The sequence below is a fragment of the Veillonella parvula genome (assembly GCF_048309325.1).
In the GTDB taxonomy this organism is placed as follows: Bacteria; Bacillota; Negativicutes; order Veillonellales; family Veillonellaceae; genus Veillonella; species Veillonella parvula_T.
Map to the genome: position 1 here is coordinate 368,280 of NZ_DBFBTX010000004.1, position 21,174 is coordinate 389,453.

Sequence of the window (21,174 nt, forward strand, 5' to 3'; positions counted from 1 at the left end):
CCTCCTATTTTCCGCTCAACTGAGCCACTAACTTGGATTTCAATTCATCCATAGATTTGCAATAGCCTAAGGATGGTACCGCTAGTGAAAGCTCCACACTTGGCGGTTTCGTAAGGCCTAACTCTTGCAATTCATCCGTAGATTTTTTGAATAATTCTTCTGGACTGCCGTCAAAGGCAACGGTTTGGTTGCCCATGATAATAGCACGGCTACATTCGCTAGCCATGATTTCCATATCATGGGTAATAAGAAGGATTGTGATACCTTCTGGATTAAGCTGACGCAATAAGGCTAATAGCTCTTTAGTTTCCTTACCATCTTGACCACTGGTTGGTTCGTCAAGGATGAGGATTTTAGACTGCATAGCCAACGCAGAAGCAATGGCAACGCGTTGCTTTTCACCGCGGCGCAATGTTGGAGGATAGGCTTCACGCAAATGGCCGATGCCTGTGCGCTCCAATACTTCATCAACAATACGCTTCACTTCGGCTTTACTGCGCCCCAAGGACTCAGGTCCGAAGGCAACCTCTGTGGCTACGGTCGGTCTGAACATTTGGCGATCTGGCTGTTGGAATACATAGCCGATAAATTGACCCCGTTTAGACGGCGGCATGGACGTAATATCTCTGCCGTTATAATACATGTGGCCTTCCCTAGCCTTTTCGAGGCCTACGAGCAAACGCGTAATAGTCGTTTTGCCGCAACCATTACGACCACCGATAGCGATATATTCGCCCCCTTCGATGGTGAAAGTCACGTTTTGGAAAATATCTACGGATGGCACATAGCCAAAGCGGATGTTTTCAACCTTAAGCATGAGCGCCACCGTCCTTTCCTGGTACATCATCAACACGTTGAACTGGTTGTCTATTTTCTACTATATTAGATTGATCAGCAAGATTATCTACTGTATTTCTTTGATTAGCTGGAGAGTTGCTTTTACCATGCACCTCGGTTTGAATCGCATGAGCCATTTCAATTTGGTGCAAGCCCTTGATAGCAGACTCGATGCTGAGCCAAGGTTCATCACTGTGAAAGCCGGCTTGTTCCAATTCCATATAGGTTGTAAATACAGATGGCAATGCATCGACATGAATATTGTGCTCGTACATGTAACGAAGCGTAGTCGGTACATCGTCATCACAGGCGATAGAACCATTTACCATGAGGGCCATGCGGTTAGCATACGGCAATACGGCATGCAAGTCATGGTCGATAACGACAACGGTGATACCGTGTTTTTGGTTCAAATCACCTACGAGGCGATATAACTCAGCGGTCCCATCTGGATCGAGAGAGCTTGTCGGTTCGTCAAGAACAAGTACGGTTGGATTCGTAGCCAATACAGAAGCAATAGCCAAACGTTGGCGTTGACCACCAGATAAACTTGTAATCTTGCGATCTTCTAAGCCTACGAGGCCAACTTGCTTAAACACCTCTTCAGAACGAGCTTTAATAGTTTCACGGTCATAACCGCGGTTTTCCATAGCAAAGGCTACTTCTTCACGAACTGTCATCGTTACGAGCTGTGTATCGTAGTCGGCTAGAACTACACCGATATGGTTCGCTAGTTCTGGAATTTCCATTTGCGTAGTCGCATGACCATCTACGAAGACCATGCCTTCTAGGCGTCCACCATAGAATTTAGGCACCGCCCCTACCATCGCCATACAAAGGGTGCTTTTACCACAACCTGCAGGGCCTGTAACAACGAGGAAATCACCTTCATTTACATCGAGATTGATATTTTCAAGGGATGGTGTAGTCGCCTTTGGATGATAGTAATTTACGTGCTCAATGGATATTTTAGCTTGGCGCTCAGGCAAAATAGTCAAGCGACTATGATCAGATGTCAATTGATCTGCATTTGGCAACATGCCACGTTTAGAGAATAAACGTTGTGCCGGAATATACAAGATTGGTGTAATGGCACCATTCAAGGCCCCTACAATGAGTACCAATGGCCACATGCCATACATGTACACATTATTTGGCAACCCAAGCACTTGCCACAAAATAGTAACAAAGATACCGCCAGATACAACAGTTGCTAAAAAGCCAGACACGACAGGCGTTAAATCAAAACCACCAATTTTACGGAACTTCATGGACAACATAGCACGCGTTACGAGAGCCGCCGTCAAAGCACCACCTGGCTCAGACAACAAGTTGCCATAAGGAAACGCTGACTTAGACGTCAATACGTTGATGAGGGCCGCCACGAGGCCAATCCCCAAGGTTTGACTCAAACTAGGACGAGTCAATAAAATAGCTACGCAGTACGTAGCAATCGTCCAGTTTGGAGTTACCCCAGCCACACTAGGGCTCACCAAATGCAATATCGTGCCCAATGCGAGCATCAATGTGCTAACAGTAACCCATCTAAACTGGCCACCCTGCACATGCGTGTACACAAGATCCTGAATCCGTTCCATAATAGCCTCATTTCTATAAAAATATATATGGATTTATTTTAACATTTATACGGGTATTGTGAAAGTTTAGAGCGCAACAAAAAATAGCAGGGGATTAATCCTGCTATTTTTATAATATACTCTAAAGCAAATTTACGATTTATAACCATCAAGCTTATTATAAATAACAAACTCCCTAAGTATATTTTTAATTTTAATAATACATTTCCAATGAGGTTGATCTACAATTCCTAAATTTTGTTTAGCTCGCTCGATGTCTACAGTGGAAATCAACTCATTAAAGCGTCCATATTCATCAATGTTAGTTTCATTAACATGAGCATTTAACAATGCCCTCAACTTAGCTTCATCAACACCCAACAAATTAATACAATACTGTATCTTCGCGTTCCAATCGACATTCATATATTCATTGATATAATCAGTCAATGTCTTATTCTCGTCAACAACTAACCGCTTATGTTCTATATCAACCAAAATTTGTCTAGCAGCACGTTGTTCTTCTTGAGATAATTGAGCAAAGCTTTTATGAAGCATCATTCTTAATTGATCAATTAAAGTACTATCAAAGTCATCAATATTATATGCTCTTATATACTTCTCAAAATTTTTATTCATATAATCAGCATCAATCCGAATAGATTCTTGCTTATGAGCTTTGGCAGTTATATCAAAAGGAATCACTGGATTAGATTTACCATCAGGTGTACTAGAACTAAATAATTCGCCATATCGAACTGCTAATGTGTTATACGTTTCCTCATCTAAATTTAGTCCTAGTTTCTCATCAATATTCTTTTGCCACGTAAACATCTGTAGCCGAATAGCTTCCATTAAGCTACGCAATTGATAGAATAAGCGTCCAAATTTATGTCTACTCGCTATATTATCCGGTAATTTTGAATAGTATTCTATGCCTTCTGATATAAATAAATCTGAAATATCCTCTACTATAACATTCATTTTGCGAATATTCTGATCTTTTTTATCTGCATATAACCCTTCAGGTACCGATCCAGAATATAACCTAAAAGCATCTTGAATATTACGAGACATAGTATGTATCTTACGATAATATCTAATGCTACCAAATGGTTTTTCTGGACCATATAAACGGTTTGTTCTAGAGAAAGCTTGTACTATTTCTTCATAAGCCATAATTTTATCAACATATAGTGTATTTACATATTTTGAATCAAAACCTGTCAGTAATTGTTTAACGACAATTACAACATCAATGTATTTATCTGTATCAATTTCTACATCATTAGAACGATATTGCAGCTTATGCGCAAGTCTAGCACAAACATCACGCTTAAATGAAGCATAACTTGATGCAGTAAATTTTTGATTGAAATATGTATTATAATCCTCTAAGATTTCTTCCAATGCTTCATCTTTAATAACAGCGGTTGTAGGATCCATTTCACCATCTACAGTAGGGTCAAATAAGGCCACTACTTTTAAATTAGGTGCACTCCGTCTAAACAATCGATAGTAAGAAATCGCTTCAGATATACTATGGGTTGCTAAAATACCATGGAATAATCCTTTATAACTTTGTACCAACCATTTACCATGAATATCTTCAATTACAGCTCTACGATGGTCATCATTATCATAATGCCCATTTTCTATATAATCCTCAATACCTCTTGTATATCCATGTTCATAATCTCGAACCATAGGTACATCATTTATAAAATGGTAATAGGCTTCTCGTTTTTCGGGAGATTCCATAACATCACTAACGGTATTAGCGCCAACCTCACGTAATGCAACTGCATTACGTAAATCTTCATCACTATATGTTGGCACCGATGTAATATCAAACCCTAACACATTTTTATCTCGAATACCATCAGAAATACTATACCGGTGCAATTCATCACCAAATAAATCGGCAGTCGCTAATGTTTTCTTTGCATTATCTTTAAAAATTGGCGTGCCTGTAAACCCAAATAATAAAGCATGTGGGAATGTTTCTTTAATTGCTCTCAACATATCGCCAAAAGTATTGCGATGACATTCATCAAAAATAAAAACCAACCGTTTTCCTTTAACACGGTTTAACATATCATCGCGTGTATCATCTTTAGATAATTGATTCATCTTTTGAATAGAGGAAACAATTATCATATCCTTTGGTTCAATGCTATCTAGTTTTTTCAGTAATACAGTACCACTTTCTGTACCTTCTACGGATGTAGCAGAGTCGGCAAACCCTTGATATGCCTGCAAAGACTGTGTTCCTAATTCAACACGGTCCACAAGAAATACGATTTTATCAGCATCTCCTACACTCGCAATAATCTGCGCCGTTTTAAACGATGTCATAGTTTTACCAGATCCTGTTGTATGCCAAATATACCCACCTAAAGGACTGGTATATCCCCAATCAGCTTTACTAACTATATCTGCAATACGACTTGCTGCATAATACTGATAGCTACGCATCACTTTGAGGACACCGTCAGAGCTATCTGGAATTGTATAAAACCCTAATAATTCATGTGCTAAAGGAATTGCCAACAATGTTCCGGCAATTTGAGTCCAATCCCCTATAATTTCATTGTTTACATCGGCCCAATGAAATTGAAATTCTGACTTTAAAGCTTCTCCATTTCCAGGATTAGCAAAATATACCGTTTCTTCTGGTGTCATAGCCACAAAAATTTGTATTAAAGCAAATAATCCAGAGAACAAACCACGACGATTATATAAATCAATTTGATTAATTGCGAAATCAACCGGAATACCTGAACGTTTCAATTCAATATGAATAACAGGCATCCCATTAATTAGCAACATGACGTCTCCACGTCTATCTCTAGAAACATCATTAAGCCCTTTAAATTGTGGTTGACGTGCTATTTGATAAACACTTTGTCCAGAAGCAATTTCATTACGGTCAAAAATTTTAAGTGATACATTTTTCCCCAAATGCATCGCATCATCTTGATTATCACGTTTAATAGTAACTACTTTGCCATTTATCCAATCATTTATCATGGCAGGACTTTTCAACATCTTAATTTGCATTAAGATTTGATTCATCTCGCTATCAGTCAACGGATATTTATCTAGCTTGTCAGGAGAACAGTTATTTTTATAAATAATATCTGCCCAATTCTTTACAAGCGCCTCTTCTGTTGGATATTCAATACACTCTGCTTCCCAACCATGATTAGATAACTGCTGAATAAGGGCTAATTCAAAATCAGATTCTTTTGTAAAAATCATAATTCACCTAATCTATTAAATCTACACAAATAACTGTTGAAGTAAACCTTTTTTTATTGATATAAGGCAATCCAATTTACGCTGATGAAGGGTAATATCTTTATTAATCAAAGAAAAAAGATTTGCTATTTTCTCTTGCTCTAATAGGAGTTGTGGAATCATATAATCAATATTACTAATAGTTGACCAATTCACATAAATTTGGGTATTACCTTGACTCGCTTTAACAATATATTTTCTTTGTTCTGGTGCATTTAACATATGGTATAAAAACATAGGAAGAAAATCCTTTGTATCAACCTCAATTCGTTCTGTTCGCTGATTATATACATATGTATTATCTTGATCGATTAATAGTACCCGGCCAATTATATTCCCTGAAGCGGTCTTATCATTTAAGATCATTGTTAAATCATATTTATTAAGAATCCTAGACTTAGTTTTGTCTGTCTTATTAACCCTTAATCCTTGATCATTATAAACTGATTCTTCTGAATAACTACCAATATTAATAACTTTATAAGTTCCTCCATCAACAAATTCTGATTCAATTGATGTTCCACCTGTCGCTATTCCAAAATCATTTAGCTTACGCTGTTCCCAAGCATCAGTAAATCCTTTGAATCTAACATCTGGAATCGTACATCCTTTTTGAGGGAATAATTTTTGTAAAAGTGCACTCTTATTTAATTTCAGTTTCTCAAGCTTACGCTGATGAAGGGTAATAGAATCATCTATAGTCCTAAAAAATCGGCCTATTTGTTTTTGTTCCTCTAATGAAGGGAGTACTAAACTCATCTTTTCCATTTGTTTACCAGAAACTTCAACAAAGGTTGATCCTGCACCAGTTACTTCTCCATAACGCTTTAATCTCGGTGTCATAGTATATAAAAAATACGTATCTAATTCTTTTGAATCAGGAGTAATCGATTGAAACCCCTGATTTGTACACCCTTCAGCTTGTAAAATTGCTGTATTACCTATACCTGCCCTTGATGTGAATAAAACAGTTCCAATTGGAAGTAATTTAGCAGAACTTTTCTCTAGACCCAACTTTGTTATTTTTCGAGTACTTTTACTAACATAGCGATTCTTACCTATTTCTACTGGAGAATACCAATCAATATCTCCATTCCAATATTCAGGAACATTAGTGCTTGGAGTTCCTCCCCCAGTAATAATTGCTACATCACCCAACTTACGCTGTTCCCAATCATCAGTAAAGCCTTTAAATCGTAACTTAGGAGTTTTTTTATTAGTATTCATCATTTTGCTCCTAACAATTCTAATAAGGCGGATATCCCCATATCGTCATTAGCTTCTAACTCACGCAATAATGTAATCAACTCTTGCTCTACAACTCTAATATCATTATCAATTGATTGTAGTGAAGTTCCATATTTATTGGATAAAGCACTTAAACATTGAACAAAATCATTGATGACCTTTTTTGAATACGCTTTTAGTTCATTTATTGCTGGCACAATCCAATGTTGATATAACAATTCATCTATTTGTTCATCAGTAAGATTCTCCATACAATATTTTGTAGCATCAGCTAACTCAGCTACAGCCTCTTTCTGACATTTTTTTAATTTTGTTTCTTCAGCATATAAATCTTTAACAGCCTTTAATAATGGGTATAATTCTGGTTCATCTTTATAAATCTTAACAGCGGCGTTCAATGGCGTCTTCACAAACCCAGTTCTATCATCATTCAGGAATTCCATGTCTTGATAGTCCATTGGTACAGCTTCAGCAAGTTCAGCGATTCGCTCTTTAATTGCTTCAAGTTCATTCTCTATATGCGTTACATTTGAAAGTTCATTCTGCAAATATAATTCTTGTACTAATTCAAAAGGAACAATAGCCCCTTTCCACCCGTCTTGAACCTCTACTTGTTTATTATTTTTCTTTTTCATTACCATATTGGGCTCTACAGAAGCAACCAAGGCTTTACCATTATATCCCATCTTATCGATATCTAATGTAATTTTAGACCAATTATCACTCATAATTTGATAGATATCATATGTGTCGATTAATGGTATATTAGAAAATTGTTCAAATAACTCGTTTGACAAGGTATGCCAAACAGTTTCATCCATTCCAACTTTAAAATTATCAATAACAGACTGCGAGACGTGTTCTATATAATGATCAATCTTTAACCCCAAGGAGTCTGTAAATGCATTTACAGCAGGATAATCCTGTACAATCTTAGCAATATTCCCCTCTACCAATGAATAGTATCCATCTTGACCTTGTTTAAAAATTTCTTTATCAAGTCCTTCAAACACATTCCAATATAGGGATAATTTTTCTATCTCATTATATGGAATCCCCCCATGAACAATACCATATATATCATATATTTCATCATTTTTAGATGTGTCCACATAGCGAGGAATATTTAAATTGTAATCATTACTTATAATCTCATCACGAGATACAACTGTACAATATCCAGCAATCGTTTCTCTCTTACAATAAGCATCTATAACGCGACGAATATCTGATGCCTGCAACTTGTTATTCTTATTAGCTTTCACAAAATATTCTGAAGCATCAATAACTAGTACATCCTGATTCTCTCTCTTCTGACGCAATACCATAATGATTGTCGGGATGCTTGTACCAAAGAAAATATTAGCTGGCAAACCAATAATTGCATCAATATGATTATTATCAATAAGAGCCTTACGAATTTCTCCTTCACTATCCCCACGGAACAATACACCATGTGGCAATACGATTGTCATAATACCATTTGGTCTTAAATGATATAGATCATGAAGTACAAAAGCATAGTCAGCTTTTGTAGCAGGTGCTAACCCAAATCGACTGTATCTAGGATCATTTTCTTTTCCCTTGGGATCCCAGTGTTGAGAATATGGAGGGTTTGATACAACAGCATCTAAGTATAACGGATTATACGTTTGTTGAGGGTCTGCTTCATCAAAATAAGGCCAATCATCCTCTAATGTATCTGCGTTTCTAACCATGATGTTAGATGGTTGAATATTACGCATGATGAGGTTCATTCTCGTCAAATTATACGTTGCTTCTTTTAGCTCTTGAGCATAGTATTTAATACTATTTTTATCTCTTCTATATTTTGCAATACTTTTACCAATATGAATCAACAAAGAGCCTGATCCACTTGTAGGGTCATAAATTGAAATTTCATTTCGGCCCTGTAAATGATGAGCTATAATTTCTGACATCAAAACAGAAACTTCATGAGGCGTATAGAATTCACCCGCTTTTTTACCTGCATTGGCAGCAAAATTCGAAATCAGATATTCATATACAAATCCCAAGACATCATAATCTTGAGAGCCATCCATTGGTATTTCATCAATCAATAAGATTAATTGTTGAATAGCTTTGGATTGGGCACCAGAGTTATCGCCTAACTTAGTTAAACCTAATTGCAATGTATCAAAGATACCTTTATATATCCGGTTATATTGATCATTCAATAATCGTTCAAAAGAATTTAATGCATCTTGTACTCTACCTACATCAAGCTGATTACCATCCTGAATCCATGTAGAAAACAAATGATTATATGGTATAAAATAGTACAAATCATCTCGAATAGCATCACGCAATTCTACATTTGATTCTACTAAAACAGATTTATATTCAGTTTTTGCTATTTGATACTGTGTACGTAGTAACTCTTCCTCTTTTTGAGACAAAAACTTATAAAACATGAATCCTAATATATAATCTTTATACTCATTCGCCTCAATTTTAGAGCGCAATTTATTGGCTGATTCCCAAATTTTATTTGCTAATTGCTGTTTATCCATATGCCACCTCAAGTAATACCAGTTGTTATGTGTATTATACCATTGCAAGCAAAAGCTCTATACCACTTTTATAGATTTCAATACAACAAAAAAGCACCCTTGAGGGCGCCTATATAAAAAATAAAGCAACACCGAATTAACGATGCTGCCGCTTGAAACCAAAAATGGTTTTTCTATGTACTTAAATATTACCTTATGTGGAACCATGTGTCAATAGCTCTAATAAGCACATCAAATGTAGCTTTTATATTATCATTCAACCTATAATCATTATCTCGAAAAAAGCGTTTCTTAAGTTCATCTAATTCACCACATATATGTTTATGAACACCAGTACTAATACATATTCTTTGATGAGCATACATCGTAGTTAAGATTTGATAGGTAGAAATATGTCCCAAATGTCTACGTCTACTTGATGGTGATTTTATAAATTTAGCACATTCACGTTGTAAATCAGCATTAATACGTTTATTATGTGTAGAATTTATATCATTGATAATACAATTATTATGAGCACATGCATTCCGCAAACTTTTAACTGTATACATTAAGTATAATCGTTCTGTAATCTCAATATTTTGCAATAATTCTGCACAATATTTGTAGAAGTATAAATACTGTCCAAAGGAAATCATTTCTAGAAAAGCCCATACTGGACAACGTTTATTTTGATCATCAATATATTTAGCATATAAATTACCACAATATAAGCTACCACTATTTTTCCATAAGTCATGCTGTAATTGTTCAAAATTAGATTTCTCTAGCTGATTCATATATTCCTCAACTACATCATAGGGATCAATATTATTCTGCTGTAAAATAGATAATAAATGAACTTTGGAAAAATGCTCAATCCCTATAGCCATTTCTAACATGATTCGTCTCAATCTATTATCAATACATGCTAAATCTATTAAATAGCTAAAATCTAAATTTACATATTTTCCAGATTTTGAGGATTTTAAGAAGTTCTTCCTAAAGGCTCTAAGTTTAAAGTAGTTATTATTCTCTACTAAATATTGTTCTGCTTCCACTTCAGTAATATTATCAAAGGTAATACCTTTGGATATACTATGCTCTATCTGTTCTCTTGGTGTTAAAAACGGACCATCTGACATACAGTCGCTCCCTTCAAAATAACCAACCACACACAAACCAAAAGCAAAATTTATATATACAATTATACCACTTCTTAAATATATTCTACTCTATTGAAAAATCATCTTTCTTTTACATATAATATGGCTTAAACACCTACATTCTACTTAAGCAAAGTGACTTTTTGTATAACTTTTGTTGCCGCACCCGCATAGTGGATGGTTTTATAATTCGCGACTACGTCGCGAACCAGTCTAAAGGCAATAATAAATACCTCCTCTATCTTGGTGTATAATTATTATAATCTCCATATATTATTTAGTATTTCACTATAATTATAATAAACTCATCATTTACCTTATCAGGGAGGTTCATAATGGCACAGGCATTAATCGTAATCGATATTCAAGAAGGCTTAGTTAAGGAAAACCCTTACAATGCGAAAAACTTTATCTCAAATACAAAAGCAATCATTCAACATTTTAGAGATCAAAATATAGAAGTCATTTTTATCAGGCATTCTGAAGATGAAGGCTTATTAGCAACGGGTAGTGATAATTGGCAGGTCTATCACGAATTAAACCCTCAAGAAAACGAAAAGATTTTCAATAAATATTACAATAGCATCTTCAAAGATAGTGAGTTAAAGGAATATTTAGATAGTAAAAGTATTACCGATTTGACATTCGTAGGAATGCAGGTGGAATTTTGCATTGATACATCTGTAAAAGTAGGCTTTGAATATGGTTATAAAATCACCATCGTCGAAGATGCTATCTCAACCTTTGATAATGATCATCTATCCGCCGATACAATCCTATCCTTTTACAAAGAAAAGATTTGGCGGAATCGATTTGCACAGCTAAAAACAACAAACGAAATGTTAAGTATCAATTAAATTACGAAAATAATACAAAGATTTTTATAATTTTTTCTCACGTATTTGTCATATATGTATGTTAAAATTTCATTAAATATTTATGCCCGAACATAGGAGGTCTTTTTTATGTATAAGTATATTACGATTTTAGGAGCTGCGGGCCAAATAGCTCAAAAGTTGACTGCTACACTATTAACATATACAGATATGCACATTACATTATATGGTCGTCAGTTGAAAACACGTATACCTCCAGAGATTATCGACCATGAACGCGTTACAGTGATTGAAGGTTCGTTCCAAAATCCTGGAAAATTAGAACAAGCTGTAACAAATGCGGAGATTGTATTTGTAGGTGCTATGGAGTCTGGCAGTGATATGGCGTCCATCGTGAAAGCGTTGAGCCGCAAAAATATACGCCGTGTTATCGGTGTGTCCATGGCTGGGCTTTCTGGTGAATTCCCTGTAGCACTTGAAAAATGGACCTTCGACAACTTACCGATTAGCTATGTTCAAGGTGAGCGCCAAGCACGCAACGTATTGCGCGAATCCAATTTAAATTACACCATCTTGCGCCTCACATGGCTCTACAATGATCCAGAGAAAACCGATTACGAACTCATCCCTGAAGGGGCTCAATTCAACGATGCCCAAGTTTCACGCGAAGCAGTGGTAAAAGCTATCTTTGATATCTTACACGCTACGGATGAAACGCCTTTCCACCGCACAAGCATCGGTGTAGGTGAACCAGGTACACACTATGACAAACCAAGCTTTCACTAATATATAGTTATATTAACAATAAAGGTCTGATAGATTATGAAAATAGATAAAAGCTACAGTAATACAATAAATATTGACGATAATGCAACTAATATTTTACAAGCTAAGGTAGATATATTATCTGCTCTTGTACAAGGCCAAAATGACATCATTCAAGGTCGTATTCTATCTTTAGAGAAATCTTTTGATAGTATAGATAAAATGTTAGATAAAATATAAATAGTATAATATATTAATTCTTTAATAATAAGGTATATCCAAGATCTAAAGAGTACATTTTTACTCATGTAACATAGATTTTGGGTATACCTTTTTTATTCCTACATTTTATAGATATTTATATAGATAAACTCACGTATTTACGCTATACTAATAAATGATTAATATACACTTATAGGTATGTGAAAGCAAATGCCTCTTAGATTATCAATTATATTTATATATGCAACTTATTGTATAAAACACCCTAAGTTTTATGTATAAAAATAAATGATAGTCATTTTTAGTCCCAGTTAGGGTAGAGGCTTATTAAGGAGTTATTATGAATCGCATTGTTGTTATTGGCAGTTGCAACATGGATATTGTAGTCCTCGCGGATAAACGCCCTACTGCAGGCGAAACAATTATGGGCAACGAATTGCACATCGCTCACGGTGGCAAGGGCGCAAACCAAGCGGTGGCTGCGGCTCGTCTAGGTGCAGAGGTCACGATGGTCGGCTGTATCGGTGAAGATACATACGGCCAAATGATTTTAGATAATTTAAAAGAAAATTTCATCAATACAGATTACATCGTTACGGTACCGAACACTACAACCGGTACAGCACACATTACATTAGCTGAAGGCGATAATAGCATCATCGTGATTGCAGGTGCTAATGCTAAGGTAGACCAGTCCGTAGTAGATAACGCTTGGTCTGCTATCGAGCAAGCCGATCTTGTAATGGTGCAAAACGAGATTCCTATTCCAACTATTGAATACATCGTTCGTCGTTGTCACAAGGCGAATGTGAAAGTCCTCTTAAATCCTGCTCCTGCAGCCGACCTCGATTCGGAATGGTTAAAATTAGCAACCTATATTACGCCAAACGAACATGAGCTATCTGCGCTCTACCCTAACCGATCTACAGAGGAGACCTTACTAGCTAACGAAAACAAAATCATCGTTACCCTTGGTAGCAAGGGCGTAGGATATGCGGACAACGGTGAAATCCACATCGTACCTGGCTTCAAGGTTGAGCCCGTAGATACAACAGGCGCTGGCGATACTTTTAACGGCGCCTTTGCAACGGCTATTGTTAATGGTAAAAGCTTAGCCGATGCTCTACACTACGGCAATGCAGCAGCTGCCCTCTCCATCCAACGCTTGGGGGCTCAAGGTGGCATGCCAACAAAGGACGAGGTCGCTGCATTCTTGGCAAAGAGTTAGCATATTGAATAGACCTTTAAAAGCTCCACTGGCCAGGTCTGCCTTCGCAGGGCCAAAGTCGCTTTGAAAGGTCTATTCAATACAAGCTATACATTCTCATGCAACGAATACATCTGCCCTCTATATAACAAAGGGAGTTAATGAATGAGGCGTTAAAACCTCATTCATTAGAATAGAAAAAGGAGTTATCTATGCAACGACACGGCATTTTAAATAGCCATATTGCTAAGGTTTTGGCAGATCTTGGTCACACGGATACCATTTGTATCTCTGATTGTGGCTTACCGGTACCTGAAGGGGTTCAAAAAATTGATTTAGCCTTGGATTTTGGTGTACCCAGCTTTGAGCAAGTAGTATCCATCATCGCTAAACATATGAAATCCGAAGCGATTCATGTGGCAACAGAAATTAAAGAAAATAATCCTAAGGCTTACGCCTTCTTAGAGTCTACCTTCCCATCTGATCAATACGAATGGATTGAAACAAGCCACGATGCTTTCAAAGAAGCCACGAAACAATGCAAGTGCATCATTCGAACTGGTGAAGCATCTCCGTATGCAAACATTATCTTACGTGCCGATTGTATTTTCAGCGATCGTCCATAGAACAACAGATTAACCAAGTAGTTTTATAAACTAAGCATCCAAACCTATAAATTAGGTCACTGGGCATGTAAAATTAACTATCAAATCTATTACATACATCAAGAGACACTTTCACCCAATATATAGGAGTAGTTATGGAAATTGTTATGTCAGGCATTGCGAAGGCATTTGGTACAAACCAAGTGTTGCGCGATGTAAGTATTACCCTCAAGGAGGGCGAGGTTCACGCCTTGATGGGCGAAAATGGGGCCGGCAAGTCTACCCTCATGAATATCCTCACCGGTATTCACAAGGCGGATGCTGGTACCATCACCATCGACGGTGTAGAGCGCACCTTCCCGAACCCGAGAGAGGCCGAGCTAAACGGTGTGGCCTTCATCCACCAAGAGCTTAACATTTGGCCAAATCTAACATTGTTAGAAAATCTATATTTAATGAGACCAAAGCACAACAAATTTGGTATGCTCGACAAAAAGGCGATGCTCACTGAGGCTGAAAACACATGCCGCGAACTAGGCATCGAATTGCCACTCACAACAGAAGCAGGCCTTTGCTCCGTTGGTCACCAACAAATGACGGAAATCCTTCGTATCTTGATGTTAGATGCAAAGGTTGTCATCATGGACGAACCGACAGCAGCCCTCACAGAGCGTGAAACGGCGACATTGTTCAACATGATGCGCAAAATGAAAGCACGCGGCGTTGCTATCGTATATATTTCTCACCGCATGGAAGAGGTATTTAGCGAATGTGACACAATTACGGTTATGCGTGATGGTCACACAATTATCACTAAACCAACATCTGATATTTCCGTAGACGAAGTGGTACGTCACATGGTAGGCCGTTCCATCGACGAGTTCTACCCTGCTCGTACTACAACACCGGGCGATGTGGTTATGAGCGTGGATAACCTTAAACCAGAAGGTTTTGATAATGACATTTCCTTCTCCTTGCGTAAAGGGGAAATTCTCGGCGTAGCAGGTCTCATGGGCGCTGGCCGTACAGAAATTATGCGCGCCATTTTCGGTGTAGATAAACACAACGGCGGCACCGTAACAGTAAACGGCTCCGTCCTAAACTGTAAAAAACCAGAAGATGCCATCAAGGCTGGGATTGCTTTCATCACAGAAAATAGAAAGAGCGAAGGCTTGATTCTCGATTTCTCCATCGGTTCCAATATTACATTGCCGAACCTTGGCGAAATTTGCCCCTCTCATGTACTAGATAAGGGCAAACTTACGTCTTTTGCTGACGAATTGTCTAAAAAACTGGGCGTTAAAACACAATCTATTCACGAACCAGCATCGTCCCTATCCGGTGGTAACCAACAAAAGGTGGTTATCGCGAAATGGGTCGGTAAAAAACCATCCATTATCATCATGGATGAACCGACACGGGGTATCGATATCGGCGCGAAACGTGATATTTATGATTTAATGAACGAATTAACGAACGATGGTGTGTCCATTATCATGGTGTCCTCTGAGTTACCTGAAGTGCTCGGCATGAGCGACCGCGTTATGGTCATTCATGAAGGTCGTGTAGCAGGTATCTTGGACCGTAGCGATGCAACACCAGAATCGATTATGACATTAGCCACAGGAGGACAATAATGGACAGCAAAGCTCTACAATATGTAAAAAAATTAGGCCCCCTCATCGGCCTCATCCTATTATTTGTGATTATCTCTGTCATGAACGACAGTTTCCTTGAATTCTCTAACTTGCGTAACTTGTTGCGCCAAGTATCCATCAATGCGATCATCGCCTTCGGTATGACCTTTGTCATCTTAACGGGCGGTATCGACTTATCCGTTGGTTCCATCCTCGCCCTCTCCAGTGCAGTGATGGCAAACCTCATTGTAACTGGTACTGACCCTGTATTGGCTATCGTGTTAGCCGCAGGTGCGGGCCTCGTATTGGGTGGGATTAACGGTCTCGTTATTACCTATGGCCGCGTAGCTCCATTTATTGCTACCTTGGCGACCATGACCATCTACCGTGGTGCCACTTTGGTATTCACTGATGGTAACCCAATCTCTGGCCTTACCCAAGACCCTCTATTCCACGGCTTTGGCCAAGGGGATATTGCAGGCCTTCCAGTTCCAGCTATCACAATGTTCCTTGCTTTCATCATCCTCTGGTTCGTATTGAGCCGCACATCCTTAGGCCGTAAAACATACGCCGTAGGTGGTAGTGAAAAGGTAAGTTACATTGCTGGTATCAAGATTGACCGCGTTAAAATCTTTGTGTATGCCTTAACAGGTATGCTCTGTGGTATCGCCGGTGCAATCATCACCTCTCGTCTTAACTCTGCACAACCGACAGCAGGTGCAGGCTATGAACTTGACGCTATCGCAGCGGTGGTTCTTGGCGGCACAAGCCTTGCTGGTGGTCGTGGTCATATTGTTGGCACATTAATTGGTGCCCTCATTATCGGTACCCTCAACAACGGGTTAAATATTCTCGACGTTTCCAGTTTCTATCAACAAGTTGTAAAAGGTATTGTCATTTTATTGGCGGTTCTTGCAGACCGCAAGAAAGCCTAGGAGGTTCCTATGAAAAAACTATTGTTACTGTTGGCGATGGCTATCATGGTTATCGGTCTTGTAGCAGGCTGTGGTAAAAGCGCTGATAACGGCGGCGACAAAAAATCCGGCACAATCGGCTTCTCTGTTTCCACATTGAACAACCCATTCTTCGTAACTATGAAGGAAGGCGTTGAGGCTCAAGCTAAAGCGCTTGGTCTTAAAGTTAAAATCGTTGATGCTCAAAATGACCCTGCAAAACAAGCAAACGATATTTCCGACTTACTTGAAAGCGGTGTTTCTGTATTGATCATCAACCCTGTAGACTCTGCAGCTATCTCTACTTCCGTAGAAGCAGCAAATGCTAAAAACATTCCTGTAATCACTGTTGACCGCTCTGCTGATAAAGGCAAAGTAGTAGCTCACATCGCTTCCGATAACGTAAAAGGCGGCGAAATGGCCGCTCAACTTATCGCTGAAAAAGTAGGCAAAGCTGCAAAAGTTGCAGAAATCGAAGGTATCCCTGGTGCTTCCGCCACACGTGAACGCGGCCAAGGTTTCCACAACGTAGCTGACAAAGACTTAACAGTAGTAGCAAAACAAAGTGCTGACTTCGACCGTACAAAAGGTTTAAACGTAGCAACAAACATTTTGCAAGCTAACCCTGATGTACAAGCTATCTTCGCTCATAACGACGAAATGGCATTAGGCGCTATCCAAGCAGCTAAATCCGCAGGCAAAACAATCTTCATCGTAGGCTTTGACGGTACTGCTGATGCAGACAAAGCTGTTAAAGACGGCACATTGGCTGCAACAATTGCGCAACAACCGGACCAAATGGGTAAAATCGCTATTGATACAGCTCAAAAAGTTATCAAAGGCGAAGCTGTAGAAGCTAAAATCCCTGTAGATCTTAAAGTTGTTACAAAATAATTGTAAATAGAAACTGGGTACAAAAAAGAGTCGCATCCTTTGATGCGACTCTTTTTATTTTGGCTCTCGTTCCAAAAATTCTTTGAAAAACTCAATAAACTTTGGCAAATATGTTTGATCTAAACTTTCAATTGTCATATTACATTTGTAATTATAAGTAGTACAGATAGTAACATCTATCGCCAATGCACCCTTTTGATCTAACGAGAATGTTAAGGTATCCCCTTCTCCAGTTAATACATGGGTAAAGGTTGCTTTGCCTTTACACTTCTCATACAAATCGACTAATTCTTGATAGCCTTTACGAATTCCGGACCAATCGCTAGGATCAATATAGCCAGAACAGATATTATAGCCTCGTTTAATATATACGCCAAACACACCAAATTCAGATAACTCTACATCCATATCAAAAGCTATTGTTAAATTTGGTTCATTTACGATTTCATACATACTATTCACACTCCACAGACAAAAACAATTTCATTTATTATAACGTAACTATATGTAAAAATAAAATAGCGACTAGTTGATTATCTTAACTAGTCGCTATTTGTATGGTAGGACTTTAAAATTAGAGTTCTTATTACAGTGTTTTCTTAAAGAATATGGTCGTATGTACCTTTCCAGGTAGTTGTTTCCGTTTATATTCTTTAAAGCCAAAGCCTTCATACATTTTGGCAAGCCATGGGTGTTCTGCAGCAGTACCTAGTGTTACGGCTGGTGTTTTATATACATTGCGCAGTAGATTTTCTGCTTCAGTTAAAACTTCACGAGCATAGCCCTTTCCCTTATATTCAGGGGCTGTCACAAAGTGTGCAATGTGCGGATATACGTCTGGCGTAGCTTTGGGAATCCAAGGCATGCGGAATGAAATAGAGCATACTAAGGAACCATCTACGTAGAGACCAAATACAGGATATTTTAAGATCCACACCCGAGATTCTTCTGGGCTAAAGTTAATAGCATCGAAGGATATAGGGTAGTTCTTATTCTCCGCATATCCTGCAATTAACACCTCGTGATATTCAGCCGCATCATCTACGGTTAATTGTCTAAATTCTTTCATATGTACCTCGTTTAAAGCGACCTAATTCTAAAAATATTAGGTCGCCATGAATTTCTATATTACTAGGATAGCACGCATTATTATGCTCTGCATTATTTATAGAGCAGTATTTTTATAGAGCAGTACTATTTATAAAGCTGCGCTATCAAGAGGCAATTCGCTATCTAGTGTAAGGTAACGGCTCAAGAATTTGCGTGTTCGTTCTTCTTTCGGATGTTCAAGGACAACCTTAGGGTCCCCTTGTTCTACAATAACGCCGCCTTCCATGAATACGACTTGGTCGGCCACTTCTTTGGCAAAGCCAATTTCGTGAGTTACGATAATCATCGTTACCTTTAACTCTTTTGCAATCTTGCGGATAACAGCCAATACTTCGCCTACGAGTTCAGGGTCGAGAGCAGAGGTAGGTTCGTCAAAGAGGATGACCTCTGGGTCCATCGCAAGGGCACGAGCGATTCCAATACGTTGTTGTTGGCCCCCAGATAATTGTACCGGATAGTAATCATCATAGCCTTCCATGCCTACTTCCTTGAGGAAGCGTTGAGCGATTTCACGGGCTTGAGATTTTTTCATCTTTTTAACTGTTACAAGGCCTTCCATGATATTTTCAATTACTGTCTTATTAGAGAACAAGTTATAAGACTGGAACACCATGGATGTATTACGGCGTACGTTTAAGATTTCCTTGTTAGATGCTTTATGTAAGTCTACAGAAATATCATTTAATTGCATTGTCCCTGCATCGGCCTTTTCAAGGAAATTCAATGTTCTAAGGAACGTCGTCTTACCACTACCGGATGGGCCAAGGATAACCGTTACAGACCCCGTTGGTACATGTAAGTCGATGCCCTTTAAAATTTCACGGTTCCCGAAGGATTTGTGAACTTGTTTAATATCTATCATAATACATTACCTCGTTTATACTTGCTTGCATAGATTTCTAAACGATGGAAGATAAATTCAAAGACAATCCCCATCACCCAGAACAGACCGGCCACCACGATGTAGGCCTCAAAATACTGTGAATTTTCCTCTGTATATAACTTTGCAGCGCCGAACAATTCAATAACAGTGATAACGAATACAATGCTCGTACTCTTCATGGTGTTAAGGAACTGATTAGTAAATAGTGGCAATGCAAAGACTGTAGCTTGTGGCAACACGATACGACGGAACGCTTGGAACCAAGTCATACCGATGGCCTGAGCCGCTTCCATTTGCCCTTTCGGTACCGATTGTAAGGCAGCACGGAAGATTTCACTCAAATACGCCCCTGTGTGCAAAGTTAAGCCCACAACGGCTACGAAGGTAGCTGGTACCTTTTCAAAGGGCACATGCACGCCTGTTTGATCCTCTAATGCGAGGAACAGAATTGGCAAGCCATAGTACACGAGGTATAAGAGAACCATGTTCGGAATACTACGACACAATAATACGTACAAGTAACTGAGCTGACTGAGTACAGGTACTTTGTTTTGTTGTAGCACGCAACTTAATAATCCTAGGATTGTACCCAAACCAACGCTGAGGAAGGTAATCATGAGGGTTACTTTCACATAAGGAATGACAGCAAAGAAGGTGCCATAAATATAGGTTGAATCAATTATATGTCCCATACGCCCCTACTCCTCACTGATCAAAATGCGTTGCGTTTCCTTGCCCGCAACGGTAAAACGTTTTTCAAGCAATCGGCCCAAGAGGGACACGATGATAATTAGAATACCATAAATGATGGCCGCATCGACGAATAGCTCAAGATAGCGCTGACTATTGCCGCCCATAAGGTCCGCCTTACGCATCATATCGACAACGCCGACATTAAAGATGAGCGCCGTTCCTTTCAACATGCCAATAACGAGGTTCGTCAACGGCGGAATGCTCATGGTGAAAGCCTGCGGCAAGATGATGCGCACATAGCTTTGGAACTCAGTCATACCAAGACTTTTAGCGGCTTCTTTCTCACCAGGAGAGACCGCATCGATACTGGAGCGCATGATTTCAGCACTATAAGCTGCGATATGCAAAGTAAACACAGCATACACAAATACGAGGCCTGGCACATTTTTCATGTTAAGCCCCATGTGGGACATGATTTCTGGTACCCCAAAGTAAATAAGGAAGAGCTGTACCAAGAACGGAGTGCCCCGCATAAAGGAGATAAATACGATAAATAATTGGTTTAATACTGGTACCTTCTTGAGGCGAATGATGGCTATGATAGAGCCCAAAATAACACCTAAGATGGCAGAAATAACGGTGATTAATACCGTTACATGCACATAATTCAAGAGCTGTGGAAACGCTTGGATCATGTAGGACACATCAAAATACTTGCCCACAGT

19 protein-coding genes are annotated in these 21,174 nt (G+C 38.6%); 8 read left to right on the forward strand and 11 right to left on the reverse strand.

Annotated elements, in window-relative coordinates; genetic code table 11:
* Positions 1–4 precede the first annotated feature (4 nt).
* The 6 genes from ACMKPP_RS04285 to ACMKPP_RS04310 form a co-directional block, all read right to left on the reverse strand.
* Positions 5–817: an energy-coupling factor ABC transporter ATP-binding protein gene (locus ACMKPP_RS04285; protein WP_221741535.1), complete on the reverse strand. Its 813-nt coding sequence runs from the start codon at positions 815–817 to the stop codon at positions 5–7.
* On the reverse strand, positions 810–2,435 hold the full coding sequence (locus ACMKPP_RS04290) for a tryptophan transporter (RefSeq protein WP_195394546.1): 1,626 nt from the start codon (positions 2,433–2,435) through the stop codon (positions 810–812). Before ACMKPP_RS04290 ends, ACMKPP_RS04285 begins: the two co-directional genes overlap by 8 nt.
* Positions 2,436–2,567: 132 nt before the next feature.
* Positions 2,568–5,678 (reverse strand): type I restriction endonuclease subunit R, encoded by a 3,111-nt coding sequence (locus ACMKPP_RS04295; protein WP_105086830.1) that lies wholly within the window; start codon positions 5,676–5,678, stop codon positions 2,568–2,570.
* A gap of 21 nt (positions 5,679–5,699) precedes the next feature.
* Complete coding sequence (locus tag ACMKPP_RS04300) at positions 5,700–6,944, reverse strand: restriction endonuclease subunit S (RefSeq protein WP_418369322.1); 1,245 nt, start codon at positions 6,942–6,944, stop codon at positions 5,700–5,702.
* A complete protein-coding gene (locus ACMKPP_RS04305) occupies positions 6,944–9,499 on the reverse strand; it encodes a type I restriction-modification system subunit M (RefSeq protein ID WP_205112773.1) in 2,556 nt (851 codons plus the stop codon). The genes ACMKPP_RS04300 and ACMKPP_RS04305 overlap by 1 nt, the downstream gene beginning before the upstream one ends.
* 188 nt (positions 9,500–9,687) lie before the next feature.
* Entirely contained in the window at positions 9,688–10,623 is a 936-nt protein-coding gene (locus ACMKPP_RS04310) for an Abi family protein (protein WP_105086827.1), read from the reverse strand.
* Positions 10,624–10,979: 356 nt separating this feature from the next.
* Between ACMKPP_RS04310 and ACMKPP_RS04315 the strand changes: the two genes are divergently transcribed.
* The 8 genes from ACMKPP_RS04315 to rbsB all read left to right on the forward strand — a co-directional run bounded on the left by ACMKPP_RS04315 (position 10,980) and on the right by rbsB (position 17,763).
* Positions 10,980–11,501 carry a cysteine hydrolase family protein gene (locus ACMKPP_RS04315; protein ID WP_287550015.1) on the forward strand — a complete coding sequence of 174 codons (522 nt, stop codon included), beginning with the start codon at positions 10,980–10,982 and terminating at the stop codon, positions 11,499–11,501.
* A 108-nt stretch (positions 11,502–11,609) separates the two neighbouring features.
* Complete coding sequence (locus tag ACMKPP_RS04320) at positions 11,610–12,266, forward strand: NAD(P)H-binding protein (protein WP_101928639.1); 657 nt, start codon at positions 11,610–11,612, stop codon at positions 12,264–12,266.
* Positions 12,267–12,302: 36 nt separating this feature from the next.
* Positions 12,303–12,485, forward strand: coding sequence for a hypothetical protein (locus ACMKPP_RS04325; RefSeq protein WP_012863713.1), 183 nt, complete (start codon positions 12,303–12,305; stop codon positions 12,483–12,485).
* A 322-nt stretch (positions 12,486–12,807) separates the two neighbouring features.
* Entirely contained in the window at positions 12,808–13,695 is an 888-nt protein-coding gene (rbsK, locus tag ACMKPP_RS04330) for a ribokinase (protein WP_316101910.1), read from the forward strand.
* Between the two features lie 191 nt (positions 13,696–13,886).
* The gene (gene rbsD, locus ACMKPP_RS04335) at positions 13,887–14,300 is read left to right on the forward strand and encodes a D-ribose pyranase (RefSeq protein WP_215676193.1); all 414 of its coding nucleotides are present in this window, start codon (positions 13,887–13,889) and stop codon (positions 14,298–14,300) included.
* Positions 14,301–14,434: 134 nt separating this feature from the next.
* On the forward strand, positions 14,435–15,916 hold the full coding sequence (locus ACMKPP_RS04340; RefSeq protein ID WP_004694239.1) for a sugar ABC transporter ATP-binding protein: 1,482 nt from the start codon (positions 14,435–14,437) through the stop codon (positions 15,914–15,916).
* Positions 15,916–16,851, forward strand: a complete 936-nt coding sequence (locus tag ACMKPP_RS04345; RefSeq protein WP_004694241.1) for an ABC transporter permease — start codon at positions 15,916–15,918, stop codon at positions 16,849–16,851. The genes ACMKPP_RS04340 and ACMKPP_RS04345 overlap by 1 nt, the downstream gene beginning before the upstream one ends.
* 9 nt (positions 16,852–16,860) lie before the next feature.
* The gene (gene rbsB, locus ACMKPP_RS04350; RefSeq protein WP_004694244.1) at positions 16,861–17,763 is read left to right on the forward strand and encodes a ribose ABC transporter substrate-binding protein RbsB; all 903 of its coding nucleotides are present in this window, start codon (positions 16,861–16,863) and stop codon (positions 17,761–17,763) included.
* A 54-nt stretch (positions 17,764–17,817) separates the two neighbouring features.
* On the opposite strand, the gene ACMKPP_RS04355 is transcribed toward rbsB, so the two are convergent.
* The 5 genes from ACMKPP_RS04355 to ACMKPP_RS04375 all read right to left on the reverse strand — a co-directional run bounded on the left by ACMKPP_RS04355 (position 17,818) and on the right by ACMKPP_RS04375 (position 21,171).
* Positions 17,818–18,216, reverse strand: a complete 399-nt coding sequence (locus ACMKPP_RS04355; protein ID WP_004694245.1) for a hypothetical protein — start codon at positions 18,214–18,216, stop codon at positions 17,818–17,820.
* Positions 18,217–18,349: 133 nt separating this feature from the next.
* Complete coding sequence (locus ACMKPP_RS04360; protein ID WP_418369323.1) at positions 18,350–18,832, reverse strand: GNAT family N-acetyltransferase; 483 nt, start codon at positions 18,830–18,832, stop codon at positions 18,350–18,352.
* A gap of 129 nt (positions 18,833–18,961) precedes the next feature.
* Positions 18,962–19,735: an amino acid ABC transporter ATP-binding protein gene (locus ACMKPP_RS04365; protein ID WP_060919253.1), complete on the reverse strand. Its 774-nt coding sequence runs from the start codon at positions 19,733–19,735 to the stop codon at positions 18,962–18,964.
* The gene (locus ACMKPP_RS04370) at positions 19,732–20,448 is read right to left on the reverse strand and encodes an amino acid ABC transporter permease (protein ID WP_287550019.1); all 717 of its coding nucleotides are present in this window, start codon (positions 20,446–20,448) and stop codon (positions 19,732–19,734) included. Before ACMKPP_RS04370 ends, ACMKPP_RS04365 begins: the two co-directional genes overlap by 4 nt.
* Positions 20,449–20,454: 6 nt before the next feature.
* Positions 20,455–21,171, reverse strand: a complete 717-nt coding sequence (locus tag ACMKPP_RS04375; protein WP_004694255.1) for an amino acid ABC transporter permease — start codon at positions 21,169–21,171, stop codon at positions 20,455–20,457.
* Positions 21,172–21,174 lie beyond the last annotated feature (3 nt).